The 14751-nt window shown below is 51.4% G+C and carries 13 protein-coding genes; 5 read left to right on the top strand and 8 right to left on the bottom strand.

Translation table 11 applies throughout. The features are described from left to right. The first annotated feature begins 184 nt into the window (after positions 1-184). Positions 185-1297: a sensor domain-containing diguanylate cyclase gene (locus EKO24_RS18545; protein WP_127030792.1), complete on the top strand. Its 1113-nt coding sequence runs from the start codon at positions 185-187 to the stop codon at positions 1295-1297. Between the two features lie 48 nt (positions 1298-1345). Here the strand turns inward: EKO24_RS18545 and pntB are convergent, their stop codons facing one another. Then, the gene (pntB, locus tag EKO24_RS18540) at positions 1346-2734 is read right to left on the bottom strand and encodes a Re/Si-specific NAD(P)(+) transhydrogenase subunit beta (RefSeq protein ID WP_143733255.1); all 1389 of its coding nucleotides are present in this window, start codon (positions 2732-2734) and stop codon (positions 1346-1348) included. A gap of 12 nt (positions 2735-2746) precedes the next feature. Continuing rightward, positions 2747-4309 carry a Re/Si-specific NAD(P)(+) transhydrogenase subunit alpha gene (locus EKO24_RS18535; protein WP_127027484.1) on the bottom strand — a complete coding sequence of 521 codons (1563 nt, stop codon included), beginning with the start codon at positions 4307-4309 and terminating at the stop codon, positions 2747-2749. A 237-nt stretch (positions 4310-4546) separates the two neighbouring features. On the opposite strand from EKO24_RS18535, the gene EKO24_RS18530 reads away from it, so the two are divergent. Continuing rightward, a complete protein-coding gene (locus EKO24_RS18530; RefSeq protein WP_127027483.1) occupies positions 4547-4795 on the top strand; it encodes a hypothetical protein in 249 nt (82 codons plus the stop codon). Here the strand turns inward: EKO24_RS18530 and EKO24_RS18525 are convergent. Further along, a complete protein-coding gene (locus EKO24_RS18525) occupies positions 4750-6162 on the bottom strand; it encodes a M48 family metalloprotease (protein ID WP_127027482.1) in 1413 nt (470 codons plus the stop codon). The two genes, EKO24_RS18530 and EKO24_RS18525, sit on opposite strands and share 46 nt — an antisense overlap. Positions 6163-6303: 141 nt before the next feature. On the opposite strand from EKO24_RS18525, the gene EKO24_RS18520 reads away from it, so the two are divergent. From EKO24_RS18520 to EKO24_RS18510, 3 genes are all read left to right on the top strand, one after another. Next, positions 6304-8217 (top strand): hypothetical protein, encoded by a 1914-nt coding sequence (locus tag EKO24_RS18520; protein ID WP_127027481.1) that lies wholly within the window; start codon positions 6304-6306, stop codon positions 8215-8217. Further along, complete coding sequence (locus EKO24_RS18515) at positions 8214-9623, top strand: hypothetical protein (RefSeq protein ID WP_127027480.1); 1410 nt, start codon at positions 8214-8216, stop codon at positions 9621-9623. Before EKO24_RS18520 ends, EKO24_RS18515 begins: the two co-directional genes overlap by 4 nt. Positions 9624-9782: 159 nt before the next feature. Next, positions 9783-10496, top strand: a complete 714-nt coding sequence (locus EKO24_RS18510) for a M15 family metallopeptidase (protein WP_127027479.1) — start codon at positions 9783-9785, stop codon at positions 10494-10496. A gap of 162 nt (positions 10497-10658) precedes the next feature. Here EKO24_RS18510 and EKO24_RS18505 read toward each other — a convergent pair whose 3' ends face one another. The 5 genes from EKO24_RS18505 to EKO24_RS18485 form a co-directional block, all read right to left on the bottom strand. After that, positions 10659-11252 carry an alpha-ketoglutarate-dependent dioxygenase AlkB family protein gene (locus EKO24_RS18505; protein ID WP_127027478.1) on the bottom strand — a complete coding sequence of 198 codons (594 nt, stop codon included), beginning with the start codon at positions 11250-11252 and terminating at the stop codon, positions 10659-10661. A 1-nt stretch (position 11253) separates the two neighbouring features. Continuing rightward, on the bottom strand, positions 11254-11643 hold the full coding sequence (locus EKO24_RS18500) for a bacteriohemerythrin (RefSeq protein ID WP_127027477.1): 390 nt from the start codon (positions 11641-11643) through the stop codon (positions 11254-11256). 166 nt (positions 11644-11809) lie between these two features. Beyond that, complete coding sequence (locus EKO24_RS18495; RefSeq protein ID WP_127027476.1) at positions 11810-12430, bottom strand: glutathione S-transferase family protein; 621 nt, start codon at positions 12428-12430, stop codon at positions 11810-11812. Positions 12431-12465: 35 nt separating this feature from the next. Beyond that, complete coding sequence (locus EKO24_RS18490; protein WP_127027475.1) at positions 12466-12939, bottom strand: amine oxidase; 474 nt, start codon at positions 12937-12939, stop codon at positions 12466-12468. A 116-nt stretch (positions 12940-13055) separates the two neighbouring features. Next, complete coding sequence (locus EKO24_RS18485; RefSeq protein ID WP_241674663.1) at positions 13056-14492, bottom strand: (Fe-S)-binding protein; 1437 nt, start codon at positions 14490-14492, stop codon at positions 13056-13058. Between the last annotated feature and the right edge of the window lie 259 nt (positions 14493-14751).

Raw genomic sequence — 14751 nt, 5'->3', positions numbered from 1 at the left:
GCAAAGCATTCGTTCATATCGCCATGATTAATTTGATGCTGACCAGGCTGTCCTCGGGGAAGGTATCAAACTTTTAAAACACGCACTAAACGTGAATAAGCAATAAAGAAAGTTAGGAAGCATTGAGTTTTTTTTCAAATAACTGCTAGGCTTATGTGATTGTTTCAATTATTCAGAGAATGACTTGGAAGAAGATTTAACCACCGACTTAGTTGCGCTGCAAAGCCATTTAGAGACGATGCTTGAGCGCATTCAGCGGAACAGCGCTACGTTGCGGAAGTTCCAGGCATTTGAAATAAGATTGCTAAAGCTCAATGCTTTACCGGACATTATTGACCATCTGCTCGAAGAGGCTAAAAACTATTTTGACCTTGATGCGATCAGCCTATGCTTGCTGGATGAAGCGGGTGAAATCGCAAAAACGCTTAACGATAGCGGTTACTCATGCAGCTCAAAAAATGGCTTAATCTTGCTGGACACTTTAAAACCGGCGGCCACCCAACCCTATATCGGTATTTATCGAAACGCCCAATACGCCGACTTTTTCCCGCATATTGAGAGACAGCCGGCCAGCGTTGCCATTACGCCTTTAACTCGCCGCGACAAATTTATGGGCACTTTAAATTTGGGTAGTTATCAGCTTGATAGATTCGACGATAAGATGGCTACGGATTTTATTGAGCACCTTAGCTCTGTAGTCGGTGTTTGCCTGGAAAATAATCTTCATGTCGAAGAGATCAGGCGAGTCAGTTATCTCGATGCATTAACCGGCGTTAATAACAGACGCTTTTTCGAACAGCGTATCGGTGAAGAATTAAAACGCAGTCAACGCAATGCCGCGCCGCTGTCTTGCCAGTTTTTCGATATTGATTTTTTCAAGTCGATCAATGATAAGTATGGCCATCAAGGCGGTGATTTGGTGTTGTCCCTGGTAGCCACGACGATAAAACACCAATTACGGGATAACGACGTATTCGTCCGTTACGGCGGCGAAGAGTTTGTGGCCTTATTGTCCAATACCGACGAGTTTGAAGCGCTGGAGACAGCCGAGCGAGTACGAAAAGCTATTCAGACGCTGGTCATTGCAGTGAATGACATTTCCGTCTCGGTTACCGTTTCTATCGGCATATCAAATTACGTGCCGGATACTGAATCTATTGTAATAGATAGTGATGCGGCCAATCTCCTGATCAAAGCAGCCGATTCTGCATTGTACAGGGCCAAGCATAACGGCCGGAATCGTGTGGAAAATGGTGGGATTGTTGCAAATAAACGAATGTTATCAAACAAGGTTTGACCACGAAGATCACGAAGTTACGACTTTCGTGTCTTCGTGGTAAGTTTCTTATCCTTTCAACGCTTTCAGCACCGCTTGCATCGTCGCATTGGCATCGCCGAACAACATGCGGGTATTTTCCAGCACGAATAACGGATTACCCACACCGGCGTAGCCGGACGCCATACTGCGTTTCAGTACGATAGTGGTATCGCCTTTCCAGCATTCCAGTACCGGCATACCGGCAATTGGACTGTTCGGGTCGTCCAACGCCGACGGGTTGACGATGTCGTTGGCGCCGATCACGATCGACACATCGACATCGTCCCAGTCTTCGTTGATCTCGTCCATTTCATAAACGATGTCGTAAGGCACTTTGGCTTCGGCCAGCAGCACGTTCATATGGCCGGGCATCCGTCCGGCAACCGGGTGGATGCCGAAACCGACTTTCTTGCCTTTATCCCTGAGCAACTTGGTGATTTCGTTGACGGTATGCTGCGCTTGCGCAACCGCCATGCCGTAGCCGGGGATGATCATGATGTTTTTCGCATCCAGCAGCAGTTGCGCGGTTTCCTCGGCGTTGACCGGCGTGACTTCGCCTTCGACAACCGCGGACGAGCCGCCGGACGTGCCGAAACCGCCGGCAATCACGCTGAGGAAATGGCGGTTCATCGCGCGGCACATGATGTAACTCAAGATCGCGCCGCTACTGCCGACCAGCGCGCCGGTCACGATCAGCAAGTCGTTGCTCAACATAAAGCCGGTCGCTGCCGCGGCCCAACCGGAATAGCTGTTCAGCATCGATACCACGACCGGCATGTCGGCACCGCCGATAGCCATGACCATGTGGATGCCGAACAATAATGCAATTGCAGTCATGATCCATAACGGCAGCGAACCGCCGCCGGTTTCGGTTTCCTGCAAAAACATCCAGCCCAGAACGATAGCCGCGATCAGCAAGCCCAGATTCAACCAATGACGGGCCGGCAATAACATCGGCTTGCCGCTGATGCGTTCGCTAAGTTTTCCGAATGCAATGACCGAACCGGAAAACGTCACCGCGCCGATCAGAATGCCGACATAAATTTCGATTTCATGAATCGTTTTTTCGACGCCGGTCAGCGTTGACGAAGTGTCCATGAAGTTGGCGTAACCGACCAGTACCGCAGCCATACCGACCAAGCTGTGCATGATCGCGACCAGCTCCGGCATTTGCGTCATTTCGACTTTCGATGCCGCGAAGGCGCCGATAGTGCCGCCGATCAACAGCGCAACGATCAAAATCGGGTACGAGCTGACCGCCGGGCTCAGGGCTGTGACGACAATCGCAATCGCCATGCCCAACATGCCGTAATAATTGCCTTTGCGGGCGGATTCCTGGTTGCTCAAGCCACTCAAGCTAAAAATGAACAGAATGGTGGCGACGATGTAAGACATCGTAATTAAACTATGGGACATCGTTTTCTCCGGTTATTTTCTGAACATTTCTAACATGCGGCGCGTGACCAAAAAGCCGCCGGCGATATTGATCGAAGCGATCAGGATCGCCAATCCGGCCAGGATCTGGATATTCTGGTCCGGCGCAGAAACCTGTATCAACGCGCCGATCACGATGATGCCGCTGATTGCGTTGGTCACGCTCATCAAAGGTGTATGCAGCGCCGGCGTTACGTTCCAGATCACTTGATAGCCGACGAAGCAGGCAAGCACGAACACCGTGAAATGCGTCATGAACGACGCCGGGGCCACCGCGCCGATGCCGAATAGCGCCGCACCGCCAATCGCTAACGGGATAAGCTGCTTGAGCCAGCATGGGATGATCGATTTTTTAGGTTCTTGTTCTGTTTTGTAAGCGGGAGCTTCGGTTTGCGGGGCAGGGGCGGCGGAGAGTTTCGGTGGGGGTGGCGGCCAGGTTATTTTGCCTTCTTTGATCACCGTGGCGCCGCGTATCACTTCGTCGTCCATATTGACGTTGATCTCGCCGTTCTTGTCGGGGCACAGATCGGTCAGCAAATGCCTGAGGTTGGTGCCGTAAAGCTGGCTGGCTTGGTTCGCCAAACGGCTGGGTAAATCGGTGTAGCCGATAATCGTCACGCCGTGTTTGACGACAACCTTGTCTTTCTCGGTCAGCGCGCAGTTGCCGCCTTGTTCGGACGCCAAATCGACGATGACGCTGCCCGGTTTCATCGATTCGACCATGCCTTCGGTAATCAGCTTCGGCGCCGGCTTGCCGGGAATCAGCGCGGTCGTGATGATGATGTCGACTTCCATCGCTTGTCTGGCGAACAACGCCATTTCGGCTTCGATGAATTCCTTGGACATCACTTTGGCATAACCGCCGGTGCCGGAGCCTTCTTCTTTAAAGTCCAGCATCAAGAACTCGGCGTCCATGCTTTCGATTTGTTCTTTAACTTCGGGGCGGGTATCGAAAGCCCGGACAATCGCGCCCATGCCTTTCGCGGCGCCGATCGCGGCAAGGCCCGCAACGCCGGCGCCGATGACCAATACTTTAGCCGGTGGGATTTTGCCTGCGGCGGTAATCTGGCCGGTAAAGAAACGTCCGAAATGCTGGGCCGCTTCAATGACTGCCCGGTAACCGGCGATATTCGCCATCGAGCTTAGCGCATCGAGCTTTTGCGCCCTGGACATGCGCGGCACGCTGTCCATCGCCAATACCGTCGCGTTTTTGGCCGCCAGTTTTTGCATTAATTCTTCGTTTTGCGCCGGCCAGATAAAACTGATTAAACGGCCGCCTTCGGGTAACAGGTCGATTTCGTCCAGCGCCAGCTCCGGATGCTGCTCGGGAGCGCGAACTTTCATGACAATATCCGCCGATTTCCATAGCGTCTTGGCACTCTCAACAATTTCAACGCCCACTTCTTGGTAGGCTTCATCGGAAATATTAGCTTCAAGTCCCGCTCCGCTTTCGAGCAGGACGGAAAAACCCAGTTTTATAATTTGTTCTGCGGCCTCAGGCGTTGTGGCCACACGTTTTTCACCTGGATGAATCTCTTTAGGTATACCAATCTTCATAAAATCTCCAGTGGGAGTAGTTTAGAGCATAGTGTCCAGAGGCTTTAACCTCATTCAAAACCTCAACATGGAGGATAGGAGATTAGGCAGGGTTTTTCAATAAAAACATAAAAGGTGGGTTATTGTTGATTTTTAGAGAAACAAATATTTTTTCTAAAAGTATGGCTATGGATAGGCTGTTTTCTGAGGCTGTATAAAGCTCACGCTTTTCTCCAGCCAGGCGTTAAAGCCGGCACAGTGGCCGAAGAAATGGTGCCGGCCCTTGCCGTACCAGGATGGGGTTTGGTTGGCTATGCTCATGAATCAGGCGACGGTTTGCTCGACAATCGCATCGGCGAGCTGGAGCTGCGCGGTTTACGCGGCGGCGATATAGCGCGGGTTACCCGCTTGGGTACAGATTTTCAAATCTCAATAACAGCGGCATCGAAAAACCGACAATATCAGAGCGCGCAAGAATTACGGTCGATTGCTATGGTTCCGATCTGAAAACCGCCTTGTCCGCGATAATGATGAAGGATGCTTACCTGTTCATCGATCAGCGGTTTTAACAGTTGCGAGCCGCAAGAGGATTTTTTCAGTAATGGTCCGAAAGCCGTGTTGAAAAGTTCGGCGGGGAGTTGGTTCGAAGCTGATACGTTGACCAGGGTATAAGTCAGGCTGATTTTCGGTCCCGGCCCCGCTTCAACACCGTCGAATCGGGTATAAACGTCGATCATTTCCGGCGTACTGTTTTTGATGACGCCAGCTGCGGCCTGAATTCGCTGATCGAGAGTGAAATTAAGATTCGCACTCGTCGCTTGCGCCGGTTCCCTATCCGGCGCTTCGTGCGCCGACGGCGCCTGTTTTGCTGGCAGGGCTTCCGGAGCGGTTTGATCGTCGTCAAAAACACGGGATGCATTGGAAGCAGAACTTTGAGTTTGCTCATTCGATTGAAGCTGTTTGGCCCGCATCGTATAGCTTTGATAGGCAGGCAAGGCAATGCCGGCGAGAACGCCGATGAGGGCGATGATCGCCAACACCATGCCGCCTTTTCCCAATCGAGGCACGAACAAGGCGAGCAGCCAGGATAATTTATGATGCGGCGGTAAAGAATCGTCCGGGTCGTGAAGGCGCATGGCCCGTTTGCTCAGCCATGGATAATCGGCCACCAGTTCATGAAAAGACATCCAAAAGCCGCTGCTTTCGTAAGCTTGGCATGTATATGCAGGTATATCTGTCGAGAGCCATCTTTTTCGGCCGGCGGCAAGTGCGGTCAGTCCCTGGACTGCGCTCCGGGAGTTTTTACAGCAAGCACGGCCGAATTGGTCGCAACTGTATTCCCGGGCACGGGAATAAGCCGGCCCGATTAACGGCAAAATACCGGACGGCCAAAGATAAGGCCCCAATAATAGGTGTCCGCTTCTAATGTGCCCCAGTTCATGGCCGATATAAAAATTAACGGCTTCCGGGTTTTCGGATAAAGCGTCGACGATATCGGAATGCAAAACGACCCAATGCTTGCCTAAAAAGCGCGCAGCAAAGGCATTCATGATGCCGCCGCCGTTGATCAGGTAGATTCCGGGCTGTTGCTTGATGCCCAGCACAACGCAGCAATTTTTGAAATGTTCGTACAGGTCCGGAAACTGCTCATCGCTGACCTTAATCCCATTGCCTTTGATCCAGGCTATCAGGCCCGATTGGGTAAAGAGATAACTGACGGCGAATATTGCCGCATAAATTAACGCCTTTCCTAGAGTTAGAGCGATGATCGTTAGCCAGAATAGGGTCGATAAAATTAAATGGATTATGAACAGAGGGCGTTCATGTTTATCGGCCAGCTTATTGGGATTAACGGTTCGTTGTTGTGGATGCATTGTAAGGTTGCTTAAATGATTTTTAGATCTACATAACGTGTGTTGATGTTGCCTACACACTCATTTCTAAGTGAGCGTGTAGTTACGATTTTCAATGTTGGTCTCAGCCATTCATTGCTGTAGACTGATGGTACTAACAATATGGCTGAGCGGTCAAGAAACCGCTTTTCCTTAGTATCCGGCATAAAAGAAAAGAGCGGGGCTGTTGTTTTGCCGTTAAACAAATTATTTACCATTGTGCAAAACCGGAGCGTAATTCTTCTTGCCGTATTTCTCGTCGCCTGCAATTTTTCGCAATCTACAGACTCTGTCGGGCGGTTTATCAACCAGTTTTCCAACTTCAAAACCGTCGTTCTCGATTTCTATTACACCGAAGGCAAATTGCCCGAGATCAGGCACGAACGGCAATTGCAGGCAGCGATCGGATTTTGGCATGAACTGGTCGTCGAAGGCCCGGGAAAATACCGTTTCGATCTGGATATAAACCAAGATAAAAAGTTGCCTGTTTATATATTGGTCAGCGAAAGAAATCCCGCTTCGCATCCGCCCCTCGAATTCCAATGCCTGTATCGCGATAAGGAGTTCGCAACTGTTTTTAATTCGTCGTTTTGCCGTTACAGCCATGACCTGCCCGTAAAGCAAACGGATACCGGGGAAAAGCAAGAACCGTCCAACGGCGGCAACCGGATCTCGGCTGAATTATCGCAACGTTACCGGGAGGAACTTCATGTTAGTCAGCTGCTGGAGCTTGAACACTGCCTAAAAGAATGGGGCATCGCTTGGAAATTGCCCTATGCGCCCATTTTGTCGGGCCGGTGTGAATCCGAAGCTGCTTCGAGCAGCGGAGAAAGCCCTTATTTTACCGGCCAAGGACGGAAAACGATCGTGCATTTGAACATCGATTACACGCCGCTATTTTCCGGACAACAAGGCCGAGACCAGGTAAACGACAAGCTAACAGCAGTTTATGCCCATTTTGAGGCCTTGTTTACTCGACAAGGCTTTTCAAAAGTTGCCGGCGACTTTCCTCATCGCACGAGCTTTATGCGCACGGCCGGAGAAAAACCGCTAAGGGTCTATATTACGAGACAAAGCTCAAACACGCTTGAGTTACTACTGGAGCAAGTCCGCGTCTTAAAATCCGGCGTTAAATTGCCGCAACCGCCCACGGAGGGATTTTTCAACTTTTTTAAGGACGGTGGGTATGGAAATTTGTTTTTATTGCCGCAGGGACGGTTGGCGGGAGAAGAAATCGTCGGCGGCTACACCATTGAAAATCCGCTACCCGTTGACGGGCCGCCTTTGTTCATTACACCTTATTGGGATGAATTCGTTCAATATCAAAGAAGCGTGAATATGCCCAGTAACAAACTGTTCACCTTCCATTATCCTAACTCGATAACTTTAGGCGAGCTAATCGGGGCCTACCGCGAGGTTTTAAACAATGCCGGCTGGCAAATCCATGAAGAAAGCGGCCATTCGATAAGGGCGTCGTACGCCTTGACGGCTAGAACATTGTTATTAATCTTGAAAATTTGGGACGAAAATGAACGTGTGGTCCGGATTGAGCTCGGCGATCCCTTGTTCAGCTCGTTGGAAGCAATCGTCACAAACTCATTAAGCAGACGTTACGATTATATCTTTACCCCGATTTTTAGCGCCGATAATAGCATGACGGCACTCACCGAGTTGCAGATTTCTGTCTTGCAGCAACATCTAAAAAGAAATTTCGATTCGCCAAGGGAAGGACTGGCATTCAGCCCGGTGTTGGCCGAGGCGGATAAAAACAATCCTGAATTACTGGCCCAGGCAGTTAGAGAAACGCAAAAAATAGTCGATGTATTTCTCCAAACAGGCATACCGGCACATAAAGTGCGCCTCGTGTTTGAACCGGAAGTTGCGAAGCAGGCGTCTAAGCATTTTCATCACGGAGCCCGGGTTGAGGACTTTTTCTGCCGGACGGTACAGGCCAAGGAGTCTAAAGAAAATGCCGACACTTGCGAATGCCGCACGCATTTTAAGATCATCGAAGTCATACCGGGAGCGTGCCAATGAAAGTATGCCGGTTAATACTGTTGATTTTTGCATTGGCCGGTTGTAGCGCCGGCATCCCGGAATTTATCGATCCGGCCGAATATATCGCACTTCAAGATCAGCCGGACGATTACGGCGGACTGGCCCGTATCGCCCATCAATATGCTAACCGGCAGGCCGTCGTTGCATATCTTGAAAAAAGAAACTATCGATGCAGCCGCCTTGAAAAAATCGCGCCGGCGCCGAATGGGCAAATTGTGACCGATTGCAGGTATGCCGGGATCGATTTATTGCCGGGGGTTAAAACCGTGTATTTGTTGTCCCAATCCGGCGTCATCCGCAAAGCGGTCGGCAAACGAGAGTTTCCGGCCGGGGTTTACCCGTCGTTTTTGAAAAAACGGTTCGATTCCAAGTTTTCCCCGCCGGGTATTAATTTTCCCAACATCCAACGTTTTGCCGATTTTGTTACGAATAACCTGGAAATCACCAATATCAATAATTGTTTGGATGCCGATGCTGTTGGGCCCGGCTCCCAAGCCGAATGCCGGCAATGGCGCGACAACAGGAGGCAGGGGTGGCCACGTTGGGAAGGACGTCCTGTAGATGCCGATTCGATTGCGGCGGCGGTTTCGCGGCTGAGGAGAAAGGGCTTCGATTGTCCCGAATTTCCGGCCGGCCATGGCGTATTCACTGCTTCGATTTTGCCGGACAAGGATACCGTCTGGTTGCAGTGCGAGAACCGGTCATTGCTGGGCCAAACGCAACGGGTCTTATTGGGGCTTAGGCTTGAAGACAGCGCACTATACCGCTTACGAGTCGAACTGGATACGGAGCGGCAGGATATTCCGTTGAAAACCGTCGCACCGGATTCCCATGTCAGTGATCGCAACGTCATTGTTCAAACCGATGACGGCACAGTTAAAACGGTCAGCCTCATTATTGAAAAAAATCGTAATTTGCGCGACTTGGATATTTCCGGCGTGGACTTTGATTCACGTCGGCGATTGCTTTCGGCAACCGTTTGGCAAGCCGGCATTGTCGATGAAACTTATCGGGAACTAACTTCGATACCTAAGCTGCAACAGCTTGACCGGCTAGCCTATTTGTTTGTCCGTTTGGGCCCTAAAGTATTAAGCGAGTGGCGGACGGCGCTCAAAGAATTGAAGCCCGATTTGCTGGCGTCTATCGTCATTGCCGAGTGCATGCAAGGAGATGCCAACCAAGCCGCACAATGCTTCTTACCTCATTTGGCCGCCGATCCGCGGTTAGCACCGTTTTTTACAGAAGCGATTGTTGAAATCGAACCCTATGTTGAGGGGCTGTCCAACGAACACACGGTGAAAAAGCGTCTAAATATGCTGTCCAATGCACTGATGGCGTATCGGCATTTTTTAATTGCCGGTACGAGAATGGAGTCTCCCAGTTGACATTTTATTAACCCGGCTCTAATTTTCCTTGGCATTCGCTTGTCGAAGCCTGATTGGATATGTCCTTCGACAGGCTCAGGGCGAACGGTATTTAAGGGCCGGGTTAATATTGCACGACCCCGCGTCTCCACGCTAGCTCCCTCACTTTGGTATTTGCCTATGATCCTTAAACTCCAACGGCCCAACACGCCGACTTCGATATTATTGCTTGCGCTTTTTTTCATAACGGCTTGCACAAGCAAAAAGGAAATAGACTGGATTGATAACGGCGATCAGTTTGTAGACCTAAAGGAAATCATGCCTTCGGTTCAATTGGATATTCGCTATTACACGAAAAACAACTTTATCGGTTCAAGAATTGACGGCTACGATGCGCCCAAGTGCCTGCTTACGAAGGACGCAGCCCTTGCTCTGAAGAATGTACAGAAGGAACTTGCAAGCAATCGGCAGTCGCTGAAGATTTTCGATTGCTATCGTCCTCAGCGAGCTGTCGATTATTTTGTTAGGTGGGCGAAAGATTTGCACGATCAGGAAATGAAAGCCGAATATTACCCATCGATTGATAAAAAGAATTTATTCAGGGATGGTTACATCGCCGAACAATCAGGCCATAGCCGTGGCAGTACGGTCGATTTGACGATCATCGATTTGGATAGCAACCGGGAGCTGGATATGGGAACGCACTTTGATTACTTTGATCCGCTCTCGCACACAGCCAGTAGTCACATCGGCAAGATTCAGCACGACAACAGAATGGCTCTAAAAACAGTAATGGAGCGAAATGGCTTCCGGAATCTTAAAGAAGAATGGTGGCATTTTACGCTTAAGAATGAAGCGTTTCCGAAGCAGTATTTTGATTTCAAAGTTCAATAAGCTGAAACGGGATATTTACTTAGGTGCTCCTGGTGAAAATAGAAAACGTTATAAGCCAGGCCCAAACAGAAAAGGCAATGGTTCAGTAACAAATCTTCGTGACGATTGCAGCTTTTTTGCTCCAGCTTGGCCTTTGGGGATTAATATCAAATGGACAGCTATTCAGAAATGGCCGCTATCAGGTTTGGGCGCCGGGATAACCCTTCGGAAAGTTAAGTTGATGCGCCCTTCAGTCACTTGCCGGTCGATTGGGACGCTATGTAGCCAGTGCCGCTGAAAATCCGGCCGCATAACCAGTAAGTCGCCGCTACGCAGCAATAGCCTGCCATGGTCGGAGAATTTCTTATGGCGGAATTCAAATTGCCGTTCCGCGCCGAAAGTCAATGAGGCGATGAAGGGTTGCCCGCCCAGTTCCGGTTCATCATCCGCATGCCAACCGACATAATCTTCGCCGTTCCGGTACAAATTGACCAATACCGAATTAAAGGAGAAATTTAAGCGCGCTTCGACTTGCTCCCTAATTGCTGACAACAGCGGCGTCCATTGCCTGGTTTGTAGCAAGTTGTTGCTATAGCTATAGCGGATGCCCGGGTCGGCATGCCAAGTCTGTAGCCTGGGCAGGATAAATTGCCGTCCGGCGACGGTGTATCGGTTGTCAGGCCAGTTTTGTTCGTGCAGCAAGCGCCGATAAATGCGCTCGCACTCGACGGCATCGTAAAAATTTGCAACGACTTCCAGTTCGGGGCAGTGCGCCATTTTAAGGGTGTTTGTTCAGGTGCGCCGCCAGCGCACTGTCCATGGTGGTCACATGCAGCCCGAACCACTGGGGCAGGCGGTCTTTGACAAACGGGCGGCCAAACGCAACCAGCCCCTTATCAACCCGCGACTTAAATTGTTTGAACTCGCCGAGCACCCGCTGATGTTCGCCTTTGTGCTCGGTTTCCCCCGGATACGCGGACTCAGCCATCAACTGGTTCTCCCGTTCGAAGTGTTGTCCGGTTTGTTCGTACAATTGCTGGAACAAGGCCGGGAACTCGCTGTTTCCGGCTGAGTCCAGCTTGTTTAACAGATTGATGAATTCATCATGGTCGCCGTCGATCAGCTCGTGGCCCACGGTCGGTATAGCGGTTGTTTCAAGCAATGGCATATTATGGTCACCTCGTTAGGGAAGTGCTGAATAAATCGATTCCGTTCATGGTTCGACTTGTGTTCACCACGAACGGAATAACAGTTTGCCGTTCGTCCTGAGCTTGTCGAAGGACTTTTTCAGCGCTTCCTTAGTTATTGAAAATTGGCTTTAACCGGGAGTTGAGTCAGTCCACGCGATAGCCTTCTTCCTGCAAAACCCGCCTTACCTTCGGCCGTTCCAGCATCAAGCGATAATGCCTGGAGCAATTTTCCGGCATCGCAAGCCCTATTTTGTAAGCCCAAAATTCGACATAAAACAAAGCGGCGTCGGCAATGGTGAACATGCCCATGACATAGCCTTCGGACGGCAAGATGTCGTTAATGACGGCAAAGCCGCGCTTGACGATGTCCATGCCTTGGATTTTCACGGCTTCAAAATCGTCTTTGCTAGGCGTGAACCGGTCGGTGGTAAAAATTCGGGTGAAGCCCTGGCCATGGATAGTGCCGACCACGTAGTCCATCAGTTCGATAACGCGCGCGTCGCCATCCGGGTTGCCAGGCAACAGTCCGGCTTTGGGATAGCTCCGCGCCAGCCAATAGGCAATCGCTTGAAATTCGGTCAGCGCCGTGCCGTTGTCGCGAACCAGGGTCGGGATCGTGGCTTTGGGATTCTGGGTAAGGTATTCCGGCGTATTTTGATCCCCTGCCATAAGGTTTACGATATGCGCTTCGAAAACCAAGTCGAGTTCTTCCATTAGAATATGAATGCCTGTTGAGCAGGAACCGGGCGTTAAATACAATTTCATTAGTCTTCCTGTGTGTGGGATGGAGTGGCTGGCCGCTAATCCAAAAAATAGCCATTGACGTTCACGGCGAAGTTTTGCCAAAGGCCGGCGATTTCACGCTTCACCCCGTTAATGTAAGTTCTGTCCGGCTTATGTTCGTTTGGGAAATTGGATAGGGCGCAGGAAGTGCAGTGCTTGTCGACCGCAAACATTAAAAAGTCGTCGATGAACCCGTCGAAAGCCGCCAACGCCGGCTTGGTCAATTCCGATAAGCCTTGGTTGACTTGCAGCTCCTCGCTGTCGAACGGCAGCGTTTGCAAATGCTTGAGCGCTTGCCCGTAAGCCAGCTCCAAAACGGCCAGCACATTGCGCTGGAAACATCCGTCCCATTGCTGCTTGGACAAATCCTGGGCGAGTAGCTGTTGGTATTGCGTTTTTAACGCGGGTTTAAGCCCGTCCACATAGCGCCTGAACTGGACGATACTGTCGGTGTTTTGTGTTTGTCGGCCGCCCTGGTTTAAATTGTTCATAGCCATCTTCATTCACCTCCAGCCATGGCAAAGGTTTTTAGGATTAACGGCTTCCTCCGACCCGCTAATTCCAAGCCGCGGAACGCCGCATAACGCTTGAGCGCTTCCAAACTCGGCTACAATTGCTGTTGCATGGCGGCACCGGCATTGCTGTACAGACCGTGCCGGATTGCAGCGGCGTAAAGGATTTTGGCGATATGCTCCGGTTTGCCGAAGCCGCCGTTAGCGATTTGTTGTTGGCAGGAAAATCCGTTGGCGATTATCGCCGCGTGCGGCTCGGCGCGTAGGGCAGGGAACAGCGCCAGCTCGGCCATGGCTTGCGAGGCGGCGTAATGTTCCGCCTCGAAGCCGAAATGTCCGGCCATGCCGCAGCAGGACGATTCGATCAGTTCGAAGTCTAGCCCGTCCACGGTTTTCAGGACTTTGCGCATTGCCTTCATCGCGCCGACCGCTTTTTGGTGGCAATGTCCATGCACCAACGCCCGGCCGCCTTCGGCCTTGAATGCCAGCGGCCAGCGTTTTGCGGTTTGTTCCTTGGCGATGAACTCTTCCAGCAACAGCACCCGTGCGGCCAGTTTATTTGCGGCCTCGCCCAGTCCCAGTTGCAGATATTCGTCGCGCAGGCTGAGGATGCAGGACGGCTCCAGGCCGATGACCCAACGGCCGGCGTCAATATGCGGCTGCAAAGCCTGCAATAGCCTGGCGGCTTCGCTACGCGCCCGGTCTATCATGCCGTTGGCAAAATAGGTGCGCCCGCAGCACAGCGCTGTCGTCCGGTTGTCGTCCGGTCCGGCAATATGTACGCTGTAGCCCGCAGCGTTAAGCAGGTTGGTTGCGGCTTCGGCTACGTCGGAGTTGAAATGGCGGTTGAAAGTGTCGACGAACAGTACCACTTCGCGCGCCGGTGCCGTTGACCGATTGTCAAATGCGATCCCCGTAGCGGGCTTTTCTTTGCTGCCGTATTCGGAAGGGACGGGCAACGGGGAGTCGGCGGCAATGCCCAATAGGCGTTCGCCGATACGCGCCAACCAAGCATGACGGTTGCGCAAGGCCAGCAACGGCCTGACCAACGGCCAAGCCAATAGTTTGGGTAGGTGCGCCCACAAAGTATGGCGCAGGGATAATTCTCGGCTTTTCCTGCGCTGGGCCAGATATTCGGCCTTGATCAGCGCCATATCGACTTCGTTCTCGCATTCGCGCTTGCAACCTTTGCAACTGACGCACAAATTCATCGCTTCGGCCAGTTCGGGATCGAGCAGCGCTTTTTCGTCGCTTGAGTTCAACGCGGCTTTCAAAAACTTGACCCGGCCGCCCGGCGACAACGCGGGGTTGCCGGTTGCTTTAAAGCTCGGGCACATCACGCCTTTGTCGCCTTGTTCGCATTGACGGCTGCCGATGCACACCGCGACAGCCTTGGCGAAGTCGCCGCCGTTCTTGGGAATATCGGCATAGGCGTCGCCCATGCCGGAATTTTGGTAACTGGACCAATCAAGAAATAGTTTCATCGCTGCTTGCAAATATAAATAACAGCAGGCAAGCAATAATAGTGCCATCGTTAAGATATTGTTTTGCTGGAAATTTGGGCTTATTGCTCTGTTGCAAAGCTTACAATGGGGCGCCGTTAAGGCGGGGATGCAACAGGATGTGGGCGAGGTTACCGGCGTAGTTGAAAGGGGCGGCAACTAACCGCACGAACGCTGCCACGGTCTGGCAAGCCGCCCCGTCATCGTCAGCATGGGCTTTGTCTTGCCAGGCAGCCGCTATTGCGCCCTACGGCCCTAGACGAGATTCCTCGTATGCAACGACGACGGC

Origin of the sequence: Candidatus Methylobacter oryzae (assembly GCF_003994235.2) — a bacterium.
Classification (GTDB): domain Bacteria; phylum Pseudomonadota; class Gammaproteobacteria; order Methylococcales; family Methylomonadaceae; genus Methylobacter_A; species Methylobacter_A oryzae.
Note: the sequence above shows the minus strand (reverse complement) of the source record. Positions and strands in the feature narration are given on the sequence as shown.

Bases quoted from the DNA above. Each gene is read 5' to 3' on its own strand.
- pntB (WP_143733255.1), bottom strand. From the start codon at position 2,734: ATGTCCCATAGTTTAATTACGATGTCTTACATCGTCGCCACCATTCTG.
- EKO24_RS18535 (WP_127027484.1), bottom strand. From the start codon at position 4,309: ATGAAGATTGGTATACCTAAAGAGATTCATCCAGGTGAAAAACGTGTG.
- EKO24_RS18525 (WP_127027482.1), bottom strand. From the start codon at position 6,162: ATGCATCCACAACAACGAACCGTTAATCCCAATAAGCTGGCCGATAAA.
- EKO24_RS18520 (WP_127027481.1), top strand. From the start codon at position 6,304: ATGGCTGAGCGGTCAAGAAACCGCTTTTCCTTAGTATCCGGCATAAAA.
- EKO24_RS18515 (WP_127027480.1), top strand. From the start codon at position 8,214: ATGAAAGTATGCCGGTTAATACTGTTGATTTTTGCATTGGCCGGTTGT.
- EKO24_RS18510 (WP_127027479.1), top strand. From the start codon at position 9,783: ATGATCCTTAAACTCCAACGGCCCAACACGCCGACTTCGATATTATTG.
- EKO24_RS18505 (WP_127027478.1), bottom strand. From the start codon at position 11,252: ATGGCGCACTGCCCCGAACTGGAAGTCGTTGCAAATTTTTACGATGCC.
- EKO24_RS18500 (WP_127027477.1), bottom strand. From the start codon at position 11,643: ATGCCATTGCTTGAAACAACCGCTATACCGACCGTGGGCCACGAGCTG.
- EKO24_RS18495 (WP_127027476.1), bottom strand. From the start codon at position 12,430: ATGAAATTGTATTTAACGCCCGGTTCCTGCTCAACAGGCATTCATATT.
- EKO24_RS18490 (WP_127027475.1), bottom strand. From the start codon at position 12,939: ATGAACAATTTAAACCAGGGCGGCCGACAAACACAAAACACCGACAGT.
- EKO24_RS18485 (WP_241674663.1), bottom strand. From the start codon at position 14,492: ATGGCACTATTATTGCTTGCCTGCTGTTATTTATATTTGCAAGCAGCG.